The organism is Microbacterium lemovicicum (genome assembly GCF_003991875.1).
Taxonomy (GTDB): Bacteria; Actinomycetota; Actinomycetes; order Actinomycetales; family Microbacteriaceae; genus Microbacterium; species Microbacterium lemovicicum.
In genome coordinates this window covers 1163955-1184678 of record NZ_CP031423.1, presented here as the reverse complement: position 1 = coordinate 1184678, position 20724 = coordinate 1163955, and the positions used below count along the sequence as shown (strand labels likewise).

General features: G+C 71.3%; 21 protein-coding genes. 3 read left to right on the top strand and 18 right to left on the bottom strand.

All coding sequences use genetic code 11. The annotated features are described in order from the left end of the window. Positions 1–149: 149 nt before the first annotated feature. Together CVS47_RS05490 and CVS47_RS05485 are read left to right on the top strand one after the other, a co-directional pair. Positions 150–767, top strand: coding sequence for a helix-turn-helix domain-containing protein (locus CVS47_RS05490; protein WP_127095194.1), 618 nt, complete (start codon positions 150–152; stop codon positions 765–767). A 4-nt stretch (positions 768–771) separates the two neighbouring features. Beyond that, entirely contained in the window at positions 772–1380 is a 609-nt protein-coding gene (locus CVS47_RS05485; RefSeq protein ID WP_127095193.1) for a hypothetical protein, read from the top strand. 89 nt (positions 1381–1469) lie between these two features. On the opposite strand, the gene argH is transcribed toward CVS47_RS05485, so the two are convergent. The 18 genes from argH to infC all read right to left on the bottom strand — a co-directional run bounded on the left by argH (position 1470) and on the right by infC (position 20020). Beyond that, positions 1470–2900 carry an argininosuccinate lyase gene (gene argH / locus CVS47_RS05480; RefSeq protein WP_127095192.1) on the bottom strand — a complete coding sequence of 477 codons (1431 nt, stop codon included), beginning with the start codon at positions 2898–2900 and terminating at the stop codon, positions 1470–1472. Between the two features lie 11 nt (positions 2901–2911). Then, positions 2912–4063, bottom strand: a complete 1152-nt coding sequence (locus CVS47_RS05475; protein ID WP_127095191.1) for a DUF418 domain-containing protein — start codon at positions 4061–4063, stop codon at positions 2912–2914. 19 nt (positions 4064–4082) lie between these two features. After that, the gene (argF, locus tag CVS47_RS05470; RefSeq protein ID WP_127095190.1) at positions 4083–5006 is read right to left on the bottom strand and encodes an ornithine carbamoyltransferase; all 924 of its coding nucleotides are present in this window, start codon (positions 5004–5006) and stop codon (positions 4083–4085) included. Beyond that, positions 5003–6253 carry an acetylornithine transaminase gene (locus CVS47_RS05465; protein ID WP_127095189.1) on the bottom strand — a complete coding sequence of 417 codons (1251 nt, stop codon included), beginning with the start codon at positions 6251–6253 and terminating at the stop codon, positions 5003–5005. The genes argF and CVS47_RS05465 overlap by 4 nt, the downstream gene beginning before the upstream one ends. After that, positions 6246–7154 carry an acetylglutamate kinase gene (gene argB / locus CVS47_RS05460; RefSeq protein WP_127095188.1) on the bottom strand — a complete coding sequence of 303 codons (909 nt, stop codon included), beginning with the start codon at positions 7152–7154 and terminating at the stop codon, positions 6246–6248. Before argB ends, CVS47_RS05465 begins: the two co-directional genes overlap by 8 nt. Next, positions 7151–8308 (bottom strand): bifunctional glutamate N-acetyltransferase/amino-acid acetyltransferase ArgJ, encoded by a 1158-nt coding sequence (gene argJ / locus CVS47_RS05455; RefSeq protein ID WP_127095187.1) that lies wholly within the window; start codon positions 8306–8308, stop codon positions 7151–7153. The genes argB and argJ overlap by 4 nt, the downstream gene beginning before the upstream one ends. Then, positions 8305–9363 carry an N-acetyl-gamma-glutamyl-phosphate reductase gene (gene argC / locus CVS47_RS05450; protein WP_127095186.1) on the bottom strand — a complete coding sequence of 353 codons (1059 nt, stop codon included), beginning with the start codon at positions 9361–9363 and terminating at the stop codon, positions 8305–8307. The genes argJ and argC overlap by 4 nt, the downstream gene beginning before the upstream one ends. Before the next feature lie 241 nt (positions 9364–9604). Beyond that, complete coding sequence (locus CVS47_RS05445; RefSeq protein WP_127095185.1) at positions 9605–10633, bottom strand: NAD-dependent epimerase/dehydratase family protein; 1029 nt, start codon at positions 10631–10633, stop codon at positions 9605–9607. Between the two features lie 43 nt (positions 10634–10676). Further along, positions 10677–13187 carry a phenylalanine--tRNA ligase subunit beta gene (gene pheT, locus CVS47_RS05440; protein ID WP_127095184.1) on the bottom strand — a complete coding sequence of 837 codons (2511 nt, stop codon included), beginning with the start codon at positions 13185–13187 and terminating at the stop codon, positions 10677–10679. Next, the gene (gene pheS / locus CVS47_RS05435) at positions 13187–14236 is read right to left on the bottom strand and encodes a phenylalanine--tRNA ligase subunit alpha (RefSeq protein WP_127095183.1); all 1050 of its coding nucleotides are present in this window, start codon (positions 14234–14236) and stop codon (positions 13187–13189) included. The genes pheT and pheS overlap by 1 nt, the downstream gene beginning before the upstream one ends. Before the next feature lie 44 nt (positions 14237–14280). After that, the gene (locus tag CVS47_RS05430; RefSeq protein ID WP_127095182.1) at positions 14281–15183 is read right to left on the bottom strand and encodes an amino acid ABC transporter permease; all 903 of its coding nucleotides are present in this window, start codon (positions 15181–15183) and stop codon (positions 14281–14283) included. Then, the gene (locus CVS47_RS05425) at positions 15180–15827 is read right to left on the bottom strand and encodes an amino acid ABC transporter permease (protein WP_127095181.1); all 648 of its coding nucleotides are present in this window, start codon (positions 15825–15827) and stop codon (positions 15180–15182) included. The genes CVS47_RS05430 and CVS47_RS05425 overlap by 4 nt, the downstream gene beginning before the upstream one ends. A 110-nt stretch (positions 15828–15937) precedes the next feature. Continuing rightward, positions 15938–16843, bottom strand: a complete 906-nt coding sequence (locus CVS47_RS05420; protein ID WP_127095180.1) for a glutamate ABC transporter substrate-binding protein — start codon at positions 16841–16843, stop codon at positions 15938–15940. A 74-nt stretch (positions 16844–16917) separates the two neighbouring features. After that, positions 16918–17700: an amino acid ABC transporter ATP-binding protein gene (locus CVS47_RS05415; protein ID WP_127095179.1), complete on the bottom strand. Its 783-nt coding sequence runs from the start codon at positions 17698–17700 to the stop codon at positions 16918–16920. 85 nt (positions 17701–17785) lie between these two features. After that, complete coding sequence (locus CVS47_RS05410) at positions 17786–18586, bottom strand: TrmH family RNA methyltransferase (RefSeq protein ID WP_127095178.1); 801 nt, start codon at positions 18584–18586, stop codon at positions 17786–17788. An 89-nt stretch (positions 18587–18675) separates the two neighbouring features. Further along, on the bottom strand, positions 18676–19056 hold the full coding sequence (rplT, locus tag CVS47_RS05405) for a 50S ribosomal protein L20 (RefSeq protein WP_127095177.1): 381 nt from the start codon (positions 19054–19056) through the stop codon (positions 18676–18678). A gap of 32 nt (positions 19057–19088) precedes the next feature. Next, positions 19089–19283 carry a 50S ribosomal protein L35 gene (gene rpmI / locus CVS47_RS05400; protein ID WP_127095176.1) on the bottom strand — a complete coding sequence of 65 codons (195 nt, stop codon included), beginning with the start codon at positions 19281–19283 and terminating at the stop codon, positions 19089–19091. A gap of 71 nt (positions 19284–19354) precedes the next feature. Continuing rightward, positions 19355–20020 carry a translation initiation factor IF-3 gene (gene infC / locus CVS47_RS05395; protein ID WP_127097212.1) on the bottom strand — a complete coding sequence of 222 codons (666 nt, stop codon included), beginning with the start codon at positions 20018–20020 and terminating at the stop codon, positions 19355–19357. A gap of 236 nt (positions 20021–20256) precedes the next feature. On the opposite strand from infC, the gene CVS47_RS05390 reads away from it, so the two are divergent. Continuing rightward, positions 20257–20673 (top strand): DUF1844 domain-containing protein, encoded by a 417-nt coding sequence (locus tag CVS47_RS05390; protein WP_378790726.1) that lies wholly within the window; start codon positions 20257–20259, stop codon positions 20671–20673. The last annotated feature ends 51 nt before the right edge of the window (positions 20674–20724 follow it).

Sequence of the window (20724 nt, the reverse complement as noted above, 5' to 3'; positions counted from 1 at the left end):
GACTCCGCCGGCACGGCCGTCCCGCGATGAGGTCGCAGGGCTTCAGGGCGGGGGTATGAAGCCTGGAAACCTCAGAAGCCTCACCCTGGACGGAACTTATGCTTCGTGGCATAATCACCCTCGAAGTAAGTCTGTGGACTGGAGCATGCATGTTCGTCATCACCGCGGATCAGCGCGACAGCCGGACCAACGACGACCTCGTCCCGTCCGCCGTCGCCGAGGTCGCGCGCCGCGCGGGACGCCGGCTCGCGCTCGCTCCGGACCGCAACGCCGGTGACGAGGTGCAGGCGGCGACGGACGACGGGCGAACCGCCCTGGACGTCGCCCTCCACCTCGTGCGCACCGGCGCCTGGAGTGTCGGGATCGGGGTCGGCGAGGTGCAGCGCCCGCTTCCCGACGACATCCGCGCGGCTCGCGGTCCCGCGTTCATCCACGCCCGCGACGCGGTCGACCGTGCGAAGCCGTCGCAGTGGCGGCTCGCGCTGACCGCCGCCGACGCCGACGCCGCGGAGGCCGACGGGGCGGAAGCGCTGATCCGCCTCCTCCTCGAACTGCGGGAGCGCCGCACCGGCCCGGGCTGGGAGGTCGCCGATCTGCTGTCGGAGGGGATGACGCAGAAGGAGATCGCGGCGCGGCTCGGCATCACCGAGACGGCGGTCAGTCTGAGGGCGAAGGCCGCGGGGCTCCGTGCCGAAGAGGCCGCGATCCCGGCGCTCGCGGCGGTGCTGGACGCGCTGAACCGGCGTCCGGGCCCCGTGCGAGACTGACGGAATGGTGCTCGTTCCCGACGCGATCCTCACGGCGATCCTGTCGATCTTCCTCTACCTCGCGCTGAGCGGAGCGCTCGCCCTCGTCACCGTGAGCTTGCGCAAGCCTGCGAACGCCCCCCTGATCACGGCGGCCGGTCTGGTCATCGCGGCACTGCTCGTGGTGGCCATCGCCCCGGCGAACGTGCCGATCTGGGTCGGCCTCGGGCTCGCCATGCTGGGCACCGCCGTCGCCGTCGTCGGAGGCGACCCGGTCACCCGACGCATCCTCGACATCGCCACGCGCGGATCGGTCCGCGAGGGCATCGCGGGCGGCATCCTCGTGCAGACTCCCCCGCGCCCCGGTGCGGAGGACGACCCGTCGGCGATCGCCTCGACGCGCGAGGTCATGCGCGGCGGCACGACGATCGGCTACCTCGAGCGCACCGCGGTCGTCGTGGCCATCATCGCCGGCTTCCCCGAGGCCATCGCGGTCGTCGTGGCCGTGAAGGGCGTCGGCCGGTTCTCCGAGCTGGCCGAAGCCCAGTCGCGCGAGCGGTTCATCATCGGCACGCTCTCCAGCCTCCTGTGGGCAGCGGTGCTGGGAGGACTGATCCGCCTCGCCATCTGGTGACCGCCGAGGATCGGGCCCGATACGGATGCTTCGGCCCGGCCGCTGCCGCGACGACCGGCCGCCCGCGACCGCCGCTGCGAAGACCGCCGTCAGAGGCCGAGGGCGTGGGTGACCGCCTGCGCTCGCGCCACCAGTTCCGCACGCTGCTCGTCGACGCGCACGCCGGCGGTGCCGCCGACCCCTGAGCGGCTCGCCACGGAGCCCTCGATCGTGAGCACATCGCGCACATCCGGGGTCAGGTCTGCCGAGATGCCAGCCAGAGCGGCGTCGTCCGCCTCGTGCAGCTCGATGCCCCGCTCCTCGCAGAAGCGGACCAGCGCGCCGGAGATCTCGTGCGCCTCGCGGAACGGCCGCCCCTTCCGCACGAGCCAGTCGGCGACGTCGGTCGCCAGCGAGAATCCCTGAGGGGCGAGCTGCGCCATCCGCTCCGTGTCGAAGCGGAGCGTCGCGATCATGCCGGCGAAGGCCGGGAGCAGCACCTCGAGGGTGACGATGGAGTCGAAGACCGGCTCTTTGTCCTCCTGAAGGTCGCGGTTGTAGGCCAGGGGCAGTGCCTTGAGCGTCGCGAGGAGTCCGGTGAGGTTGCCGATGAGGCGCCCGGACTTGCCGCGTGCGAGCTCGGCGATGTCGGGGTTCTTCTTCTGCGGCATGATGCTCGACCCGGTCGAGTACGCGTCGTGCAGCTGCACGAAGCCGAACTCCCGCGTGTTCCAGATGATCACGTCCTCGGCGAACCGTGAGAGGTCGACGCCGATCTGCGCGCCGATGTACGCGAACTCCGCCACCACGTCGCGTGCGGCGGTGCCGTCCATCGAATTCTCCGACGGACGGGCGAAGCCGAGCTCGTCGGCGACGAGCTGCGGGTCGAGCCCGAGTGAGGATCCCGCGAGCGCTCCCCCGCCGTACGGCGAGACCGCAGCGCGTGCGGTCCAGTCGCGCAGGCGCTCGAGGTCGCGCACGAGCGGCCATGCGTGGGCCTGCAGGTGGTGCGCGAGGAGCACCGGCTGGGCGTGCTGGAGGTGCGTCCTGCCGGGCATGATGGCCGCCCGATGCGCGTCGGCCTGGGCGACGATCGCGTCGACCAGCCGCAGGAGGTCGCGCGCGATCACGCGAGAGTGGTCGAGGAGGTGGAGCCGCACCAGCGTCGCGATCTGGTCGTTGCGGCTGCGACCCGCGCGCAGCTTGCCGCCGAGCTCGGGTCCGACCTCGGCGATGAGCGCCTGCTCGAGGGCGCCGTGCACGTCCTCGTCGTCGGGACCGGCGACGAGCGTTCCGTCCGAGACCGCTGCCGCGAGCGCGTCGAGACCCGCGTGCATGCGCTGCTCCTCATCAGCGGTCAGGTAGCCCGCCGCCGCGAGGGCCTTCGCATGGGCGTGGGAGCCGGCGATGTCGTACGAGGCCAGCGCCCAGTCGAAGTGCGTCGAGCGCGACAGGGCAGCCAGCTCCGGCGAGGGTCCGGAGGCGAATCGGGCGCCCCAGAGGGCGCCGTCGTTCGTGCGGTCGTTGGTCTCTTCGCTCACGATCGACCAGCCTAGCCGCGGGACGGAACGAGCCGAGCGAGCCGGTCGAGCACCCACTCGAGGGGTCCCCGGCCGATGAGCAGGGCCCACAGGGTGCAACCGAGAACGGTCGCGAGCGTGATGACCGGGAACGGGTCGAGCTGGCGGAATCCAGAGAGGTCGCCCGTGTCTCCGAGCGCGTTCCCCGCCCACACCGCCCACACGACGAGCTGCGCCGTGTAGGCCGTGAGCGGCATCGCGCCCACGGCGCGCAGCGGGAGCAGGATCGTCCGCACACCGGTCCGGCAGATCAGCAGGCACAGGCCGATCACCGCCAGCGCGAACCCGCCGGACCCGATCACCTCCAGTAGGCCGCTCGAGTGCGGTTCCGCGGTCCACACCGCTGCCGCGTACTCCTCGCCCGGAGTGCGCACGAGGGCGGGGACGACCGCGGAGACGGGCTCGGGCACGGCGAGCACGACAGCCGTCCCGTATCCCACCGCGGCCAGGACCGCTCCGGCGACCAGCATCGCGAGCTGGACGGACAGACGGCCGATTCCGGCACGGGCGACCCCCAGCCCGGCCAGGACGAACGCCGCCCAGACGGTGAAGGGGTAGTGCCAGCCGAGCAGCAGCGAGACCCATCCGCCCGCGGGGGTCGACCACGCCGGCGCGGACTCCAGGAGCGGCTGCAGGAACGGCAGACCAACCGCGGATGCTGCGGCCACCGTCAGCAGCACGGGTGCTCGCAGCCGCAGGAAGGGGATCGCCAGCAGGAACAGGATCGCGTAGGCGGGCAGGATCACGTACACGGGGACGCCGGTGAGGATGAGGGCGACGCCCAGCACCCACAGCGCGCCCGCGCGGACGGCCAGGCGCAGGCGTGCGACACGCAGCGCCGGGCCCGTGCGCGGCGCCCGGCCGCCGGTGGCCAGGCCCAGGGACACCCCCGCGAGCGTGGCGAACAGGATCGACGAGCGGCCGTCCACGATCCCGCCCCAGGTCGACGGGTCGCCGGCCTCCAGCTCGGGGATGCTCAACAGGTGCGCGGCCAGCATGCCCAGCACCGCGAGGCCGCGCGCGAGGTCCACTCCGCCGGCGCGGGCGGAGCCGTCGAGGCGTTCGACGTTGGCCGAGAGCGCGCGCCGCAGTGGCGACGAGGCGGCGCGATCGAGTGCCGTCATCACATCCCGTGCCGCAGCCTCAGCGCTGCCTCAGCAGCCAGACCAGCAGAGCCTTCTGGGCGTGGAGGCGGTTCTCCGCCTCGTCCCACACGACGCTCTGCGGTCCGTCGATGACGTTCGCGTCCACCTCGTACCCGCGGTCGGCGGGGAGGCAGTGGATGAAGATCGCCCCCGGGTCGGCCAGGTCCATCGTGTCCTGGGTGACCTTGTAGCCACCGAGGTCGCGGAGGCGCGCGAGCTTCTCCTCCTCCTTGCCCATCGACACCCAGGTGTCGGTCACGATGACGTCGGCGCCGGCGGCCGCCTCGTTCGCGTCGGTCAGGAGCGTGACCGAACCGCCGGTCTCGGCGGCACGGCGGTCGGCATCGGCGATCACGTCTTCGCGCGGGGCGTAGTCCTCGGGCGAGGCGACGCGCACGTGCATCCCGGCCGTGACGCACGCGAGCACGTAGGAGTGCGCCATGTTGCTGCGGCCGTCGCCGAAGAACGCGAGGGTCAGCCCCGCCAGGTCGCCCTTGTGCTCGCGGATGGTGAGCAGATCGGCCAGCAGCTGGCAGGGGTGGAAGTCATCGCTCAGAGCGTTGACGACGGGCACTCGCGTGTCCCGTGCCATCTCCTCGAGCCCGGCCTGCGCGTAGGTGCGCCACACGATGGCGGCGACCTGGCGCTCGAGCACACGGGCGGTGTCGGCCGGGGTCTCCTTGCCGCCGAGCTGACTGTTGGCGGTGGAGATGATGAGCGGCGAGCCGCCCAGGTCGGCGATCCCCACCGCGAAGGAGACGCGGGTGCGTGTGGAGGACTTGTCGAAGATGACAGCGACGGTCTGCGGGCCCGCCAGGGAGCGGTCGGACCAGCGGTCCTTCTTGAGCTCCAGGGCGAGATCGAGGATCTCGCCCTGCTCGGCCTGGGTCAGGTCGTCGTCGCGCAGCAGGTGACGGGTCATGCCGGCACCGCCCCGGAGACGGGTGCCGCGGCCGAGTCGAGGAGCAGCGCATCCTCGACGGACGCCAGCGATGCGGCGAAGAGACGGAGGAACTCCCCGACCTCGGTATCGCCGATCGTGAGCGGCGGCACGAGGCGGATGGTCGTGTCGTTCGGCGCGTTGATGATGAGCCCCTGCTCCTGGGCCGCCGCCACGACGGCCTTGGCGACGGGATGCTGCAGCGCGACCCCGATGAGGAGGCCCTGGCCGCGGCATCCGGCCACCAGCGACGACCCGATGGCGGCGATCCCCTCCCGCAGCTGCGCGCCGCGTCGCGCGGCGTTGGCCACGAGGTCGGCGCGCTCGATCTCGGCGAGGACGGCGCCGGCCACCGCGGTGCCGAGGGCGTTGCCGCCGAAGGTCGAGCCGTGGGTGCCGGGGTAGAACAGCTCGCTCGCCGCGCCGAAGGTGATGAGCGCGCCGATCGGGAAACCGCCGCCGATGCCCTTGGCGACCGTGATCGCGTCGGGTGTGATGCCGACGTGCTGGAAGCCGAACCACTCCCCCGTGCGCCCGGCGCCCGTCTGGATCTCATCGATGATGAGCAGGGCGCCGTGGCGCTCGGTGAGCGCGCGGGCGCTCTCGAGGTAGCCGTCGGGCAGGGGCATGACGCCCGCCTCGCCCTTGATGGGCTCGACGAACAGCGCGGCGACCCGGTCGTCGATGGCCGCCTCCAGCGCCTCGATCGTGGAGTCGATGAACTCGACGCCCGGCACCATGGGCAGGAACGGCTCCTGCATCGCCGGCTTGCCGGTGAGGGCGAGCGTGCCCATCGTGCGGCCGTGGAAGGCGTCCTTCAGCGACAGGATGCGGGTGCGACCGCTGGCCGCGCCGTGCAGGCGCGCGAGCTTGAAGGCCGCCTCGTTGGCCTCGGCGCCGGAGTTGCCGAAGTAGACGCGGCCGCTCTCGCCGGTGCCCGCCAGGCGCTTCAGCCGGCCGGCCAGCGCGAGCTGGGGCGGCGTGGCGAAGTAGTTCGACACGTGGGCCAGGGTCGCGGCCTGCTCGGCGAGCGCCTCGACGAAGACCGGGTGGGCGTGCCCGAGGGAGTTGACGGCGATCCCCGCCAGGAAATCGAGGTACTCACGTCCCTCGGCGTCCCAGACACGGGCGCCCTTCCCTCGCACGAACATGGCCATGCGGTCTCCGAAGCTCCGCACGAGGTCGCGCCCCGCGTCGTCCTGCCACGTCGGACCTGCCTGTTCAGCCACCGCGCACCACCTCTGTTCCGATTCCCTTGCTGGTGAAGATCTCCACGAGCACCGAGTGCGGCACCCGCCCGTCGATGATCGCCGCGGTCTCGACGCCGCCCTCGACGGCGTCCAGACAGGCCTGCATCTTCGGGATCATGCCCGACTCGAGCGTCGGCAGCATCGCGCGCAGCTCGGTGGAGGTCAGGTGGGAGACGAGCGAGTCGCGGTTCGGCCAGTCGGCGTAGAGGCCCGCGACGTCGGTGAGGACCACGAGCTTCGCGGCGCCCAGGGCGACCGCGAGGGCGGCGGCGGCAGCATCCGCGTTCACGTTCAGGGAGCTGCCCGGGTGATCGAGATCCGGCGCGATGCTGGAGACCACCGGGATGCGCCCGGCGTCGAGCTGATCGAGGATCGGCTGCGGATCGACCTCGGTGACGTCGCCGACGCGGCCCAGGTCGTGCTCGACGCCCTCGATGACCACGCCCCGGCGGCGCCCGCCGAAGAGGCCGGCGTCCTCACCGGACAGGCCGGTCGCGAGCGGTCCGTGCGCGTTGATCTTCGCGACGAGCTGCGGATTGATCTGCCCCGTGAGCACCATGCGCACGACCGAGATCGCCTCGGTGCTCGTGACGCGGTAGCCGCCCTTGAATTCGCTCGGGATCGCCAGGCGGTCGAGCATGGACGAGATCTGCGGACCGCCGCCGTGCACGACGACGGGCTTCACGCCGACGTAGCGCAGGTACGCGATGTCGGCGGCGAACGCCTCCTGCAGCTCGTCGCTGATCATCGCGTTGCCGCCGTACTTGACGACGACGACACGGTCGCGGAACTGCCGCAGCCACGGCAGCGACTCGATCATCGCGGCGGCCTTGACGCTGGCCTCGGCCGGGTCGGTGTCCTGGAGGTCGATGCCGGTCATGAGGCGTACGCGCTGTTCTCGTGGACGTAGTCGTGGGTGAGGTCGTTGGTGAGGATCGTGGCCTCGGCCTCGCCGACCCGCAGGTCGATGACGAGGTCGGTGGCGCGAGGCGTCAGGTCGACCTCTTCGCGGGGCCGGTCGGGGCCGCCCTGAGTGCAGACGCGCACGCCGTTCATCCAGACGTCGACGTCGTAGGGGTCGAAGGCCGCGTCGGTCGTGCCGATCGCGGCGAGCACCCGCCCCCAGTTGGGGTCGTTGCCGAAGATCGCCGCCTTGAAGAGGTTGTTGCGGGCGACCGAGCGCCCCACCTCCACGGCGTCCTCCTCGGATGCCGCGTGCACGACCTGGATGGAGATGTCGTGGCTCGCCCCCTCGGCGTCGGACTGGAGCTGCTCGGCGAGGTCGAGGCACACCGCGGCGAGCGCGTCGCCGAAGGCGTCGGCGTCGGGGGTGATGCCGCTGGCGCCGCTGGCCAGCAGCGTCACCTGGTCGTTGGTCGACATGCAGCCGTCCGAGTCGAGACGGTCGAAGCTCGTCCGCGTCGCGCGGCGGAGGTGCTCGTCGGCCTGCTGCGGGGTGAGCACCACATCGGTGGTGATGACCACGAGCATCGTCGCGAGGCCGGGGGCCAGCATCCCGGCGCCCTTCGCCATCCCGCCGATGACCCAGCCGTCGCGCTCGAGCACCACCCGCTTCGGCCGCGAGTCGGTCGTCATGATGGCCAGGGACGCGTCGGCGCCGCCGTCGGAGCCGAGCGCCGCGATCGCCTTCTCGGTGCCGGAGAGCACGTTCGCGCGGAACGTCTCGTCGCCCACGCCGATGAGGCCGGTCGAGCAGACCTGGATGTCACCGGCGCTCACTCCGAGCAGCTCGGCGGCCTTCTCGGCCGTCTGGTGCGTCGTCTGGAAGCCGAAGCTGCCGGTGAAGCAGTTCGCCCCGCCGGAGTTGAGCACGATCGCCTCGACCACCCCGTCCTGGATCGCCTGCTGCGACCAGATGATGGGGTTGGCCTTGGCCCGGTTGCTCGTGAAGACCGCCGCGCCCACCTTGAGGGGGCCGCGGTTCACGACGACGGCGAGGTCCGGCTTGCCGGTCGACTTCAGACCCGCGACGACGCCGGCCGCCTCGAATCCCTGGGGCGCGGTGACGCTCACGGCGCGACTCCGTTCACGGTGAGGGCGCGGTCCTCGGGCAGGCCGAGCGCGATGTTCATGGACTGGACGGCGGCTCCCGCGGTGCCCTTGGCGAGGTTGTCGACGGCGGTGACGACCACGACGCGCCCGGCGTCGCGGTCGATCGCGATGCCCATGAGCGCGGTGTTCGCGCCGAGGACGTCGGCGGTGCGGGGGAACTCCCCCGCGGGCAGCAGCTGCACGAAGGTCTCGTCGCCGTAGGCCGACTCCCATGCGGCGCGGACGTCCGCGTCGGAGACGCCCTCGACGAGCGGGGCGCTGGAGGTGGCCAGGATGCCGCGGGACATGGGCACGATGACGGGCGTGAAGGAGATGCGGATCGGCGCGTCGGGCACTCCCGCGGCACGCGCCGCGCGCAGCGCCTGGCGGATCTCGGGGATGTGCCGGTGCGTGCCGCCGACGGCGTAGGGGTTGGCCGAGCCGAGGATCTCGCTCGCCAGCAGGGTGGGCTTGAGGCTCTTGCCCGCGCCGCTCGGCCCGACCGCGAGGACGGCGACGATGTCGCCGGCGTCGATGACGCCGGCGGCCACTCCGGGCGCGAGGCTGAGGCTGACGGTGCTGGCGTTGCAGCCGGGGGCGGCGATGCGGGATGCCCCGACCAGCCGTTCGCGCTGGACTCCGCCGCCGACGGGCAGCTCGGGCACGCCGTACACCCACGGCTCGTGGAAGGAGCCGCCGTAGAAGCGGTCCCAGTCCGCCACGGTCTCGAGCCGGTGGTCGGCGCCCGCGTCGATGACGAGCGCCGTGTCGGTGAGCGCGTCGGTGTACTGGCCGGACTGCCCGTGCGGGAGGGCGAGGAAGACGATGTCGTGGCCGGAGAGCACCTCGGGGGTGGTCTCCTGCAGCTCGAGGTGACGCAGCGACCGCAGGTGCGGCTGGTGGGCGACGAGCGGCTGACCCGCGTTGGAGTGCGCCGTGACGGTGCGGATCTCGATGTCGGGGTGCGCGGCGAGGATGCGCAGGATCTCACCGCCGGCGTAGCCGGAGGCGCCGGAGACGGCGACCGAATAGGTCATGGATTCCACCTTAAGGTGCGAGCGCCTGCACGCGAGGCGGCGCGGCGCGGGATGACGGGTGGGAGCGAGGGCGGCGACGCACTCGAACCCGCCGGCACGGCGGAAGGAGCGGGTCGTCGCCTAGAGTCGGCGTCCGGCCCGGCGTCGGCGCGCGGGAGCGGTGCTCACAGGGAGCATCTGCAGGTCCGGGGCGGCCGAGGGCATGGGCCGACGATAGCGGCAGTGGACGCGGTCGGCCAAATCAGCCGGATTCTCCCGTCCCGCTGTCCGCACGCTGCTCCGCGCCGTGCTCCGACCGATGCTCGGCGAGGAGCACCTCCTCCTCGGCGCGCGTGAGGCCGCCGGCGCGATCCCGGTCCAGCCCGCGCGCCCGCTCGTCGGCCAGGGTGTCGGCGAGGGTGACGCGCAGGTCGCGGAGCACTCCGCCGAGCAGCCGGTAGACGGCGTTCGTGCGCGTCGCGAAGCCGGGCATGTCGCGCGGCAGCCAGAGGGGCAGCGACCGGGGACCTGCCCAGTGCTGCACCTCGTGCTGCTCGAGCCACGCATCGTCGGCGACGATCAGGTCGCCGGTGTGGCCGGCCGTCTCGCGGGCCAGTTGCAGGAGCCGCGCGAGCGGCACCGGGTCGCCGACCGCGTTCATCGTGCCGACCCAGCGCTCCCGGCCCAGGGCGACGATCTGGTCGGCGAGATCCCGCACGTCGATGACCTGCGCCGTCCGATCCTCAGCCTCCGGGGCGAGGACGGGCTCTCCCCCGGCGAGGGCGAAGCGGGCCGGCCAGTAGCCGAAGCGGTCGCTCGGGTCGCCGGGACCGACCACCAGTCCGGGACGCACGACCGCGGTGCGGCCGCCGAGAGCGTGCCGGACGGCCGCTTCGCACGCCGCCTTCGCGCGCGCGTAGTCGTACGGCTCCCCCGGCGCGGCGGGGTCGGCCAGCTCCGCGCCCTCGTCCTGCCCGGCGACGTCGGACGAGGCGTACACGGAGACGCTCGAGACATACGTCCAGTGCCGCGTGCGGCCGGCCAGCGCGGCGATGGCCGTCTCCACGTGCCGGGGAGTGGACGAGACGTCCAATACCTCCTCCCACTCGCGATCGGCCACGTGCGCGTACGCCTCGGGATGGTCGCGGTCGGCGGTGACGAGCGCGGCACCGTACGGAGCCGGGCGCCCGCCGCGGGCGAGACAGGTGACGCGGGCTCCGGCATCCATCCACCGGCGGGCCGCCTCGCCGCCCAGCCAGCCCGTTCCGCCGAGGATGAGGACGTCGGTCATGTCCCCATCCCAGCAGAGCGGATGCCGCGGCGCGAGGCCCCGGCTACTCGCGCAGGGTCGCGCCGAAACGCTGGGCCGCGACCGCGACGCCCGCCAGCTTCGACTCGGTCGCCTCGGCGGCGGTCAGCGTGCGATCCGGTGCCCGGAACCGCAGGGCGAACGTGAGGCTTTTCGCACCCTCCGGCACGCCGGCGCCGCGATAGTCGTCCACCAGGCGCAGCGACTCCAGCAGGGCGCCCGCACCGTCGTGCAGAGCAGCCCTGACGTCGGCCGCGGGCACCTCGGCACCCAGCACCAGCGAGACGTCCTGGGTGGCGGCCGGGAAGCCCGAGAGGGAGGCCGCCACCACGCGCTCGCCCGCGAGGGACAGCGCGAGGTCGAGGTCGAGCTCGGCGACGATGACACGTCCCGGGAGCTCGGCCGCCTGCGCCACGGCGGGCAGCAGCTCGCCCGCGTAGCCGACCTCCCTGCCGTGCACCGACAGCACGGCGGTGCGTCCCGGGTGCAGGGCGGCGCGGCGCGTCTGCGCGACATCCACCGTCACGCCCGCGGCGGCGGCGATCGTGCGGACCGCGTCGAGCGCGTCGGCGACGTCCGCCGCGACGGACGCGTGGCCGGGCTGCTTCGGCGAGACGTTGCCCGTGAGCAGGACCGCGACATGGCGCGGCTGCGGCGGGATCGCGTCGTCGAGTGCGGCGAGGGTCGCCGCGTCCGGCCGGACCGCCAGCGGTGGAACCGTGTCGGTGCCGTAGGTCACGCCCGGCGCGGGCAGGAAGACCGTGCCGCTCTCGAACAGCGCGAGGTCGGTGAAGCCCCGCGAGACGTTGCGGTGCGCGACCTCGAGCAGACCGGGGACGAGCGAGCGGCGCAGGAACGGCGACTGCCCGTCGAGCGGGTTGGCGAGCTTGATGCTCGGCAGGTGCTCCCCCGACTCGGAGCCGTGCAGGTCGTTCGCGGCCTCCGTGGTGAACGGGAAGGACGGGGTCTCGACGTAGCCGGCCGCGGCGAGGGCGTTGGCCGCGCGGCGACGACCCTGCTGGGCGATCGTGAGACCGCGGCCCGAGGGCGGCGTCGGCAGGATCGAGGGGATGCGGTCGTAGCCCTCGATGCGGGCGACCTCCTCGGCGAGCGTCCACTTGTCGGTGAGGTCGGGCCGCCACGTCGGGGGTGACACGGCCCAATCGCCTGCACGGGCGGTAACGCGGCATCCGACCATCTCCAGCGCCGCCACGATCTCCTCCGGCGTGTACGCGACCCCAATCAGTCCCGGCACGAAGTCCTGCGGAAGGTCGATGCCCGGCGTCGAGTACGGGCGCAGGAGAGCGCCGCCGGCGCGGGTGTCCGTGCCGCCCGCGTAGGCGACCATCAGCTCGGCGACGCGCGCGGCGGCCACGAACGGGATCGCCGGGTCGACACCGCGTTCGAAGCGGCGAGAGGCCTCCGACGGCAGTTTGTGGCGTCGCGCCGTGCGCGCGATCGACACGGTGTCGAACGTCGCCGCCTCGATGAGGACGTTGCGCGTGGCATCCGTCATCTCGGTGGTGCCGCCGCCCATGACGCCGGCCAGGCCGATGGGGCCGGACTCGTCGGTGATGAGGAGGTCCTCGGGATCGAGGGTGCGCACCTTGCCGTCGAGCGTCTCGAGCGTCTCGCCCTGCTGCGCACGGCGCACGGTGATGCCGCCCGTGAGGCGATCGAGGTCGTAGCCGTGGATCGGCTGACCGAGCTCGATCATCACGTAGTTGGTGATGTCGATGAGGATGCCGAGCGAGCGGATGCCGGCGAGCGTCAGTCGGGCGACCATCCAGGCCGGCGTGGGTTTGGTCGGGTCGACGTCGCGCACGATGCGGGCGACGAATTCCGTCGCCCCCTCGCGGCCGCGGATCGGCGCCCGGTCGTCGACGGCGACGGAGAACGCCTGCTCGTCGCGGAGATTGACCTCTCCCCAGGGACGCAGCCCCGGGTCGCGGAAGACCGCACCGGTCGCGTGGGAGTACTCGCGGGCCACACCGCGGACGGACAGGGCGTACCCGCGGTCGGGCGTGACATTGATGTCCACGGCCACGTCGTCCAATCCCAGGAGGGCGATGGCGTCGGTGCCGACGGGCGCGTCGATGCCGAGCTCGACCAGGCGCAGGATGCCGGAGTGCTCGTCGCCGAGTCCGAGCTCCTTGGCCGACGCGATCATGCCGTCGGACACATGACCGTAGGTCTTGCGCGCGGCGATCGGGAACGGCCCGGGCAGCACAGCGCCGGGAAGCGTGACGACGACCTTGTCGCCGGCGAAAAAGTTGCCGGCGCCGCAGACGATGCCGCGCACTCCCCCCTCGGCCTCGCCGACGTCGACCTGGCACCAGCGGATCGTCTTGCCGTTGGACTGGGGCTCGGCGTCGAAGGACAGGACCTCGCCCACGACGATGGGCCCGGTCAGCTCGAAGCCGTGGACGTCCTCCTCCTCGAAGCCGACGCGCACGAGATCGGCGAGCACGGCCTCGGGCGTGACGTCGTCCGGAAGGTCGACGAACTCACGGAGCCAGGAGAGCGGAACGCGCATCAGACCACCATCCCGAACTGCTCGCTGAAACGGACATCGCCCTCGGCCATGTCGCGCATGTCCTGCACGTCGCTGCGGAACATGAGCGTCCGCTCGATCCCCATGCCGAAGGCGAAGCCGGAGTACTCCTCCGGGTCGATGCCCGCCGCACGCAGCACGTTCGGGTTGACCATGCCGCAGCCGCCCCACTCGATCCAGCGGGCGCCGCCCTTGAAGGTGGGGTGCCACAGGTCGAGCTCGGCGGAGGGCTCGGTGAAGGGGAAGTAGTTCGCGCGGAAGCGCGTCTTCGCCTCGGGCCCGAACAGCACGCGCGCGGCGTGGTCGAGGGTGCCCTTGAGGTGCGCCATGGTGATGCCCTTGTCGATGACGAGCCCCTCGAACTGGGTGAAGACCGGGAGGTGCGTGGCGTCGAATTCGTCGGTGCGGTAGACGCGGCCGGGGCACAGCACGTAGATCGGCAGGTCGCGCTCGAGCATGGAGCGCACCTGCACGGGGCTCGTGTGCGTGCGCATGACGAGGTGGCGCGAGACCGGATCGACGAAGAACGTGTCCTGCATCTGACGCGCAGGGTGGTCGACGTCGAAGTTCAGCGCGTCGAAGTTGTACCACTCGTGCTCGAGCTCGGGCCCCTCGGCGATCTCCCACCCCATGCCGACGAAGATGTCGGCGATCTGCTCCTGGAGGAGGGTCATCGGATGCCGCGCCCCCACCCGTGCGCGAGACGCCAGAGCGGTCACGTCCACCCGCTCGGCGTCGAGCCGGGCGGCCGTCTCGGCCTCGGCGAGCTCCGCCTCGCGGGCGGCGAAGGCCTGGTTCACGCGTCCGCGGGCCTGGCCGACGAGCTTGCCGAACTCGGCCTTCTGCGCCGGAGCGACGTTGCGCAGCTGCGCGTTGAGGCGGGCGAGCGGCGAGCCCTCGGCGCTGTGCGCGGCGCGGGCCGCCTTCAGCTCCGCGGTGTCGGCTGCGGCGGCCACGGCATCGATGGCGGCCTGGACCGCGGCATCCACCGCCTCCGGCGTGATGGGGGGGTTCTCAGGGGCGTCGGACACGAGAATCGAGTCTACCGACGGCCGCGCGACCGCCGAGCCCGGCGTCAGTCCTTGAGGTCGGGCGCGTCACGCTGCGCGACGATGAGCGACGTGTCGGTGATCCCCTCGCGCGTCGGTGCACCCGCCGTGGGCGCGACCGCTCGCGGAGAGCGGCGCAGTCGCTTCTCCACCGTCTGCGCCGCGAAGGACAGCAGCAGACACATGCCGATGTAGATGGCGCCGGCGACGATCGCGGACGGGATGAGCGGTGAGCCGTAGAGCGCGTTCGATCCGAGTGTCTTGGCGAAGTACAGCAGCTCGGGGTAGGTGATGATGAAGCCGAGCGCGGTGTCCTTCAGCGTGACCACGAGCTGGGCGATGATGACCGGGAGCATGGCGCGGATCGCCTGCGGCAGCAGGATCAGCTGCATGACGCCGGACTTCCGCAGGCCGATGGCGTAGCCCGCCTCCTTCTGGCCGCGCGGCAGCGATTCGATACCCGCGCGCAGGATCTCGGAGATGACCGCGCCGTTGTAGACGACGAGCGCGATGACGACCGACAGGTAGGAGCCGAGCTTGATGTCGATGACCGGCAGGCCGTAGTAGAGGAACAGCATCAGCACGAGCACGGGGATGGCGCGCAGCACCTCGACGATCGCGGTGGCCGGGATGCGCACCCACGCGTGTTCGGACAGTCGGGCGATCGCGAGGACGAACCCGAGGACGACGGCTCCCACGGCCGCGGCGGCGAATGCGGCCAGCGTCCGGAGTGTCGCGAGTCCGAAGGCCTCCCAGATGGCCGAGTACGTGAAGACCGACCACTTCTGGGCGCTGAACTGGCCGGTGATGGCGAAGCGCCACACCACGAAGCCGAGGAGGGCGAGGACCACCACGATGGTGATGGCACCGAGGATGCGGTTGCGGACGACGGCCCGCGGGCCGGGGACGTCGTACAGGACGGAACTCATCGCGCGACCCTCCACTTGTTCTCGAGGTATCTCTGCACGGCCGCCAGCAGCAGCACGAGGACGACGAACACGAGCATCACCCAGAGGATGACGCCGAACGCGTTCTCTCCGCGCTCGCTCAAGTTGGCGCGGATGGATCCCAGGTTGAGCACCGAGAAGCCGGCGGCGACCGTGGTGTTCTTCAGCAGGGCGATGAGCACGCTCATCATCGGGGGGATGACGGACCGCCCGGCCTGCGGGAGCACCACGAGCGTCATGACCTGGCCGAAGGTGAGGCCGAGCGCCCGGGCCGCCTCGGCCTGGCCGACCGGCACGGTGTTGATGCCGGAGCGCAGCGTCTCGGCGACGTAGGTGGCTGTGTACAGACCGAGCGCGAGGATGCCCAGGATCAGGAAGTTCACGCGGAAGTCGACGAGGAGCGGCGCGCCGAAGGCGAAGAAGAAGAAGATCAGCGTGAGCGGGGTGTTGCGCACGGTGTTGACGTAGAGCGCGCCCACGGTGCGGGCGACCGGGATCGGCGAGACGCGCATGGCGCCGACGATGACCCCGAGCACGAGCGCCAGCGCCCCGCCCGCCAGGAACAGGACGACGGTTCCCCACAGGGCCTCGCCCCACAGGTCGAGGTTGTCGGTGATGATCCCCACGGCGGCCCCTTGTCGCTCTCGTCGATCAGTGTGGTGCGCCTCCGGCCGGCGGGAGCCGGCCGGAGGCGGGTGGCGGCGTCACCCGATACGGGATGACGCCGCCACACGGCTTACTCGGCCGCGTCGACCTTCGGCTGCGTCGCCTCGACGCCCGAGGCGCCCAGGTTCTTGTCGAAGATCGCGGTCCAGGTGTCGCCACCGTCGGTCAGCATCGTGTTGACGAACTCGACGAACGCCGCGTCGTCCTTCTGGATGCCGACGCCGTAGCGCTCCTCGCTGAAGACGTCGCCGACGACCTTCAGGTTGTCGGGGTCCTGGGCGGCGTAGCCGATGAGGATGGCCTCGTCGGTGGTCACCGCGTCGACCTGACCCGACTTGAGCTGCTCGACGCACTGCGAGTACGTGTCGAACTCCGTCGTGGTCGCCTCGGGGTGCTCGTCCTTGATCCGCTGGATCGAGGTGGAGCCGGTGGCGGAGCAGACGTTCTTGCCGGACAGGTCGTCGACGCTCGTGATGTCGCTGTCGGCGGCGACCAGCAGGCCCTGACCGGTGACGAAGTACGGACCGGCGAAGGAGATCTGGTCCTTGCGCTTGTCGGTGATCGAGTACGTGCCGACGTAGTAGTCGATGTCGCCGTTGATGATGGCCTGCTCGCGGTTGGCCGAGGGAATCGAGGTGAACTCGATCTTGTCCTCGTCGTAGCCCAGCGATGCCGCGATCCAGCGGGCGATGTCGACGTCGAAGCCGGAGCGCTCGTTGGTGGTCGGGTCGAGGTAGCCGAGACCGGGCTGGTCCTCCTTGACGCCGATCTTGACGCTGCCGCGCTCGGTGATCGCGTCGAAGGTCGGGCTGTCCGCGATCGTGACGTCGGTGGCGACCTCGAACAGGGCGCCGTCGGAGCCGGCTGCGCCGCTCTCCGCCGGGGCGGCCCCGGGCGTTCCGCTGTTGCAGGCCGTGAGCGCGAGCAGCGCGGCGGCGGTGAGACCGACGCCGGCGATGATGCGGTTGGTGCGCATGTGATGTCCTCCTGGGTTTCGTATGCGTTTTCTTGCTCTCCGCCGACGGTGCATGACGGCGGACGGGTACGGGCTCAGTGGGTGATGAGCTTCGAGAGGAAGTCCTTGGCGCGGTCGGACCGCGGGTGGGTGAAGAACTCCTCGGGCTGGGCGTCCTCGAGGATGCGGCCGTCGGCCATGAAGACCACGCGGTCGGCGGCCTTGCGGGCGAAGCCCATCTCGTGCGTGACGACGATCATCGTCATGCCGTCCTGCGCGAGGCCGACCATCACGTCGAGGACCTCGTTGATCATCTCGGGGTCGAGCGCGCTGGTGGGCTCGTCGAAGAGCATCACCTTCGGATTCATGGCCAGCGCACGGGCGATGGCGACGCGCTGCTGCTGGCCGCCGGAGAGCTGCGCGGGGAGCTTGGAGGCCTGATGGCCCACGCCGACGCGGTCGAGGAGCACCTGCGCCTCGCGCTCGGCGTCGGCCTTCTTCATCTTGCGGACCTTGATCGGGCCGAGCGTCACGTTCTCGAGGATCGTGAGGTGGGCGAACAGGTTGAAGGACTGGAACACCATGCCCACGTCGGCACGCAGGTTCGCGAGACCCTTGCCCTCCTTGGGCAGCTCCTTGCCGTCGATCGTGATCGACCCGGAGGTGATCGTCTCGAGGCGGTTGATGGTGCGGCACAGTGTCGACTTGCCCGAGCCCGACGGGCCGATCACGACGACGACCTCGCCCTTGTGCACGGTCAGATCGACGTCGGTCAGTGCTTGGAAGTCGCCGTAGTGCTTCTGCACGCCGGAGATCACGACGAGGGGCGCACCGACGGGGGCCGAGGCCTCCGTCGGCGATGAATCGGAGGTCACCATGACCCCAAACTATGTACGGGCTGTGCCGGACGCCAAACGCACGCCGCGACCTTTACCGATCTGTAACAGGGCTGGAACGCGATCGTCAGACGGGAGCGCGCTGCGCGAAGGCCGTCTCGTACAGGCAGACACTGGCCGCGGTGGCCAGATTCAGCGACTCCGCGCTCCCGTAGATCGGCAGGCGGAGCGATCGGTCGACCAGAGCGAGGGCCTCGTCGTCGAGTCCGCGTGCCTCGTTGCCGAACACCCACGCGGTCGGTCGGCCGAGGAGCGGACGCGCGGCGAGGAAGTCGCTCCCGCCCACGTCCGCGGCCACCACCTGGAGTCCGGCACCGCGCGCAAGGTCGACGACGACGGCGAGCTCGACGCCCACGGCGACGGGCAGATGGAAGAGGGAGCCGGTGGTCGCGCGCACCACCTTGGGGTTGTACGGGTCCACCGTGCGCCCGGTGAGGACGACCGCGTCGGCGCCGGCGGCGTCGGCGGCGCGGATGATCGTCCCGAGATTGCCCGGGTCGCGGACCTCCTCGCAGACGGCCACGAGTCGGGGCGCCGAGGCGAAGACGTCGCGCGCCGAGGTCGGCGCCTGGCGGGCGACCCCCACGATGCCCTGCGGGGTGACGGTGTCGGCCATGGCGTCGAGCACCGCCTCGGTGGTGAACTCGATCTCCACCCCGGCAGCGGCCGCAGCATCCCGCACATCGGTGTGCCGCTCCATCGCGGTGGGCGTCGCGAACAGCTCCACCAGCGTCTCGGCGCGGTGGGCCAGGAGCTCCCGCGCGGCCTGCGGCCCCTCGAGGAGGAACAGCCCGGTCTCCTCGCGCGCACTGCGCTTGGTCAGCTTCGCCACTGCGCGCACGCGCGGCGAGCGCGGATTCTCCAGCACGGCTTCAGTCTAGGGCGGGCGACCCGGCCGGACATGACGACGGGGCGCCTCTCCGCAGAGAGACGCCCCGTCGATCAGGATGCCGGTGCTTACGCCTTCTTGGCGTTCACGTCGGTCGGCAGCGCGCCCTTGGCGGTCGCCACCAGCGACGCGAAGGTCGCGGGCTCGTTGACCGCGAGCTCGGCGAGCATGCGACGGTCGACCTGCACGCCCGCGAGGCCAAGACCCTGGATCAGACGGTTGTACGTGAGGCCGTTCTGGCGGCTCGCGGCGTTGATGCGCTGGATCCACAGACGACGGAAGTCGCCCTTGCGCTTACGACGGTCGCGGTACGCGTAGACGAGGGAGTGGGTGACCTGCTCCTTGGCCTTGCGATACAGGCGCGACCGCTGTCCGCGGTATCCCTTGGCGCGCTCGAGGATGACCCGACGCTTCTTGTGGGCGTTTACTGCCCGCTTGACTCTTGCCATGACTATCTGTTCCTAACGTGCGTCGGTCCGCGTCAGCGGCCGAGGAGCTTCTTCGCGACCTTGGCGTCGCCCGGGGCCAGGACCTGCTCCTGGTTGAGACGACGCGTGCGACGCGACGACTTGCCCTCGAGGTTGTGGCGCATGCCGGCCTGCTGCTTCATCAGCTTGCCGCTGCCGGTGACCTTGAAGCGCTTCTTGGCACCCGAATGGGTCTTCTGCTTCGGCATCTCTTCTTCTTTCGGTTCGGATTCCCGCGGGCGGGAGTCGGTGTCCCGCCGGAGCGGGAGTCTGTGGGGGCTTATTCGGCCGCGGCGGGTGCTGTTGCGGCATCCACCGTCTCGTCGTCGTCCTCGTCGTCGGGTCCGCCGGTGCGGGCCGAGCGTGCGGCTTCCTTGTTGGCCGCGCGCTGGGCGTTCTGCTCGGTCTTGACCTCGGACTTGTTCTTGTGCGGAGCCACGACCATCACCATGTTGCGGCCGTCGATGGTGGGGTTGGACTCCACCGTGCCGAACTCCGCGACGTCCTCCGCGAACTTGCGGAGGAGCCGGACGCCCTGCTCGGGACGCGACTGCTCGCGTCCGCGGAACAGGATCATGGCCTTGACCTTGTCGCCGGACTGGAGGAAGCCCTCGGCGCGCTTGAGCTTGGTTATGTAGTCGTGAGCCTCGATCTTCAGACGGAACCGGACCTCCTTGAGGACGGTGTTCGCCTGATTGCGACGCGCTTCCTTGGCCTTCTGCGCAGCCTCGTACTTGAACTTGCCGTAATCCATGATCTTGACCACGGGGGGCTTCGAGTTCGGGGCCACCTCGACGAGATCGAGGTCGGCCTCCTGGGCCAGGCGCAGTGCCACCTCGATGCGGACGACGCCGACCTGCTCACCCGCGGGTCCGACGAGGCGGACCTCGGGGACGCGGATGCGGTCGTTGGTGCGGGGATCGCTGATGCGGAACTCCTCTTTCATGCGGGTGATGACCACCGCGACACGGTTGCGTCACGGACGCAGGAGGGCATTCCACCCGGCACGACGCGGAGCGCCGGCTCTGCACCCGTCACCCGCGAGGGCCTACCCCATCCGGGTGGGACGGGGCGGAGTGCGTGACCCGGTAGCCTGGAACGGCAAGCGCGGGTGGGATGTGATCCTCTTGCGATCCGGGGCGAGAGCCCCGGAGTCCCCTGAAGTTTAGCAGAGAGAACGACGTGCACACGATTCCCGGCAATGACAGCCCGCTCGAGACCCCGGAGGGCGCCGCCGACGCGCGTCAGGCCCGGTGGGAGGAGCAGGAGCGCGCCGCCTCGGAGGCGACCCGCGACATCGCCGACGTGCCCGCCGTCGAGGTCATCACGACGGCGGCCGTCCACCTGATGAGCGCCGCCGCCGTCAAGGTGGGACTGGCCCACGACCCCGACGCGGAGATGGACCTCGACGAGGCGCGCAAGCTCATCAACGCGCTCGCGGGCCTCATCACGGCCGGCGCCCCCGAGATCAGCGACATGCACGCCCGCTCGCTGCGCGATGGGCTGCGGTCGCTGCAGCTGGCATTCCGCGAGGCCTCCGTCATCCCCGATCCGATCGGCAAGGGACCGGGCGAGAAGTGGACGGGCCCCGTCAACTGACGGAGGCTCCGCCTGTCGGTCGGCGGCCGGTGGCGCTCGTCGGTCGGCGGG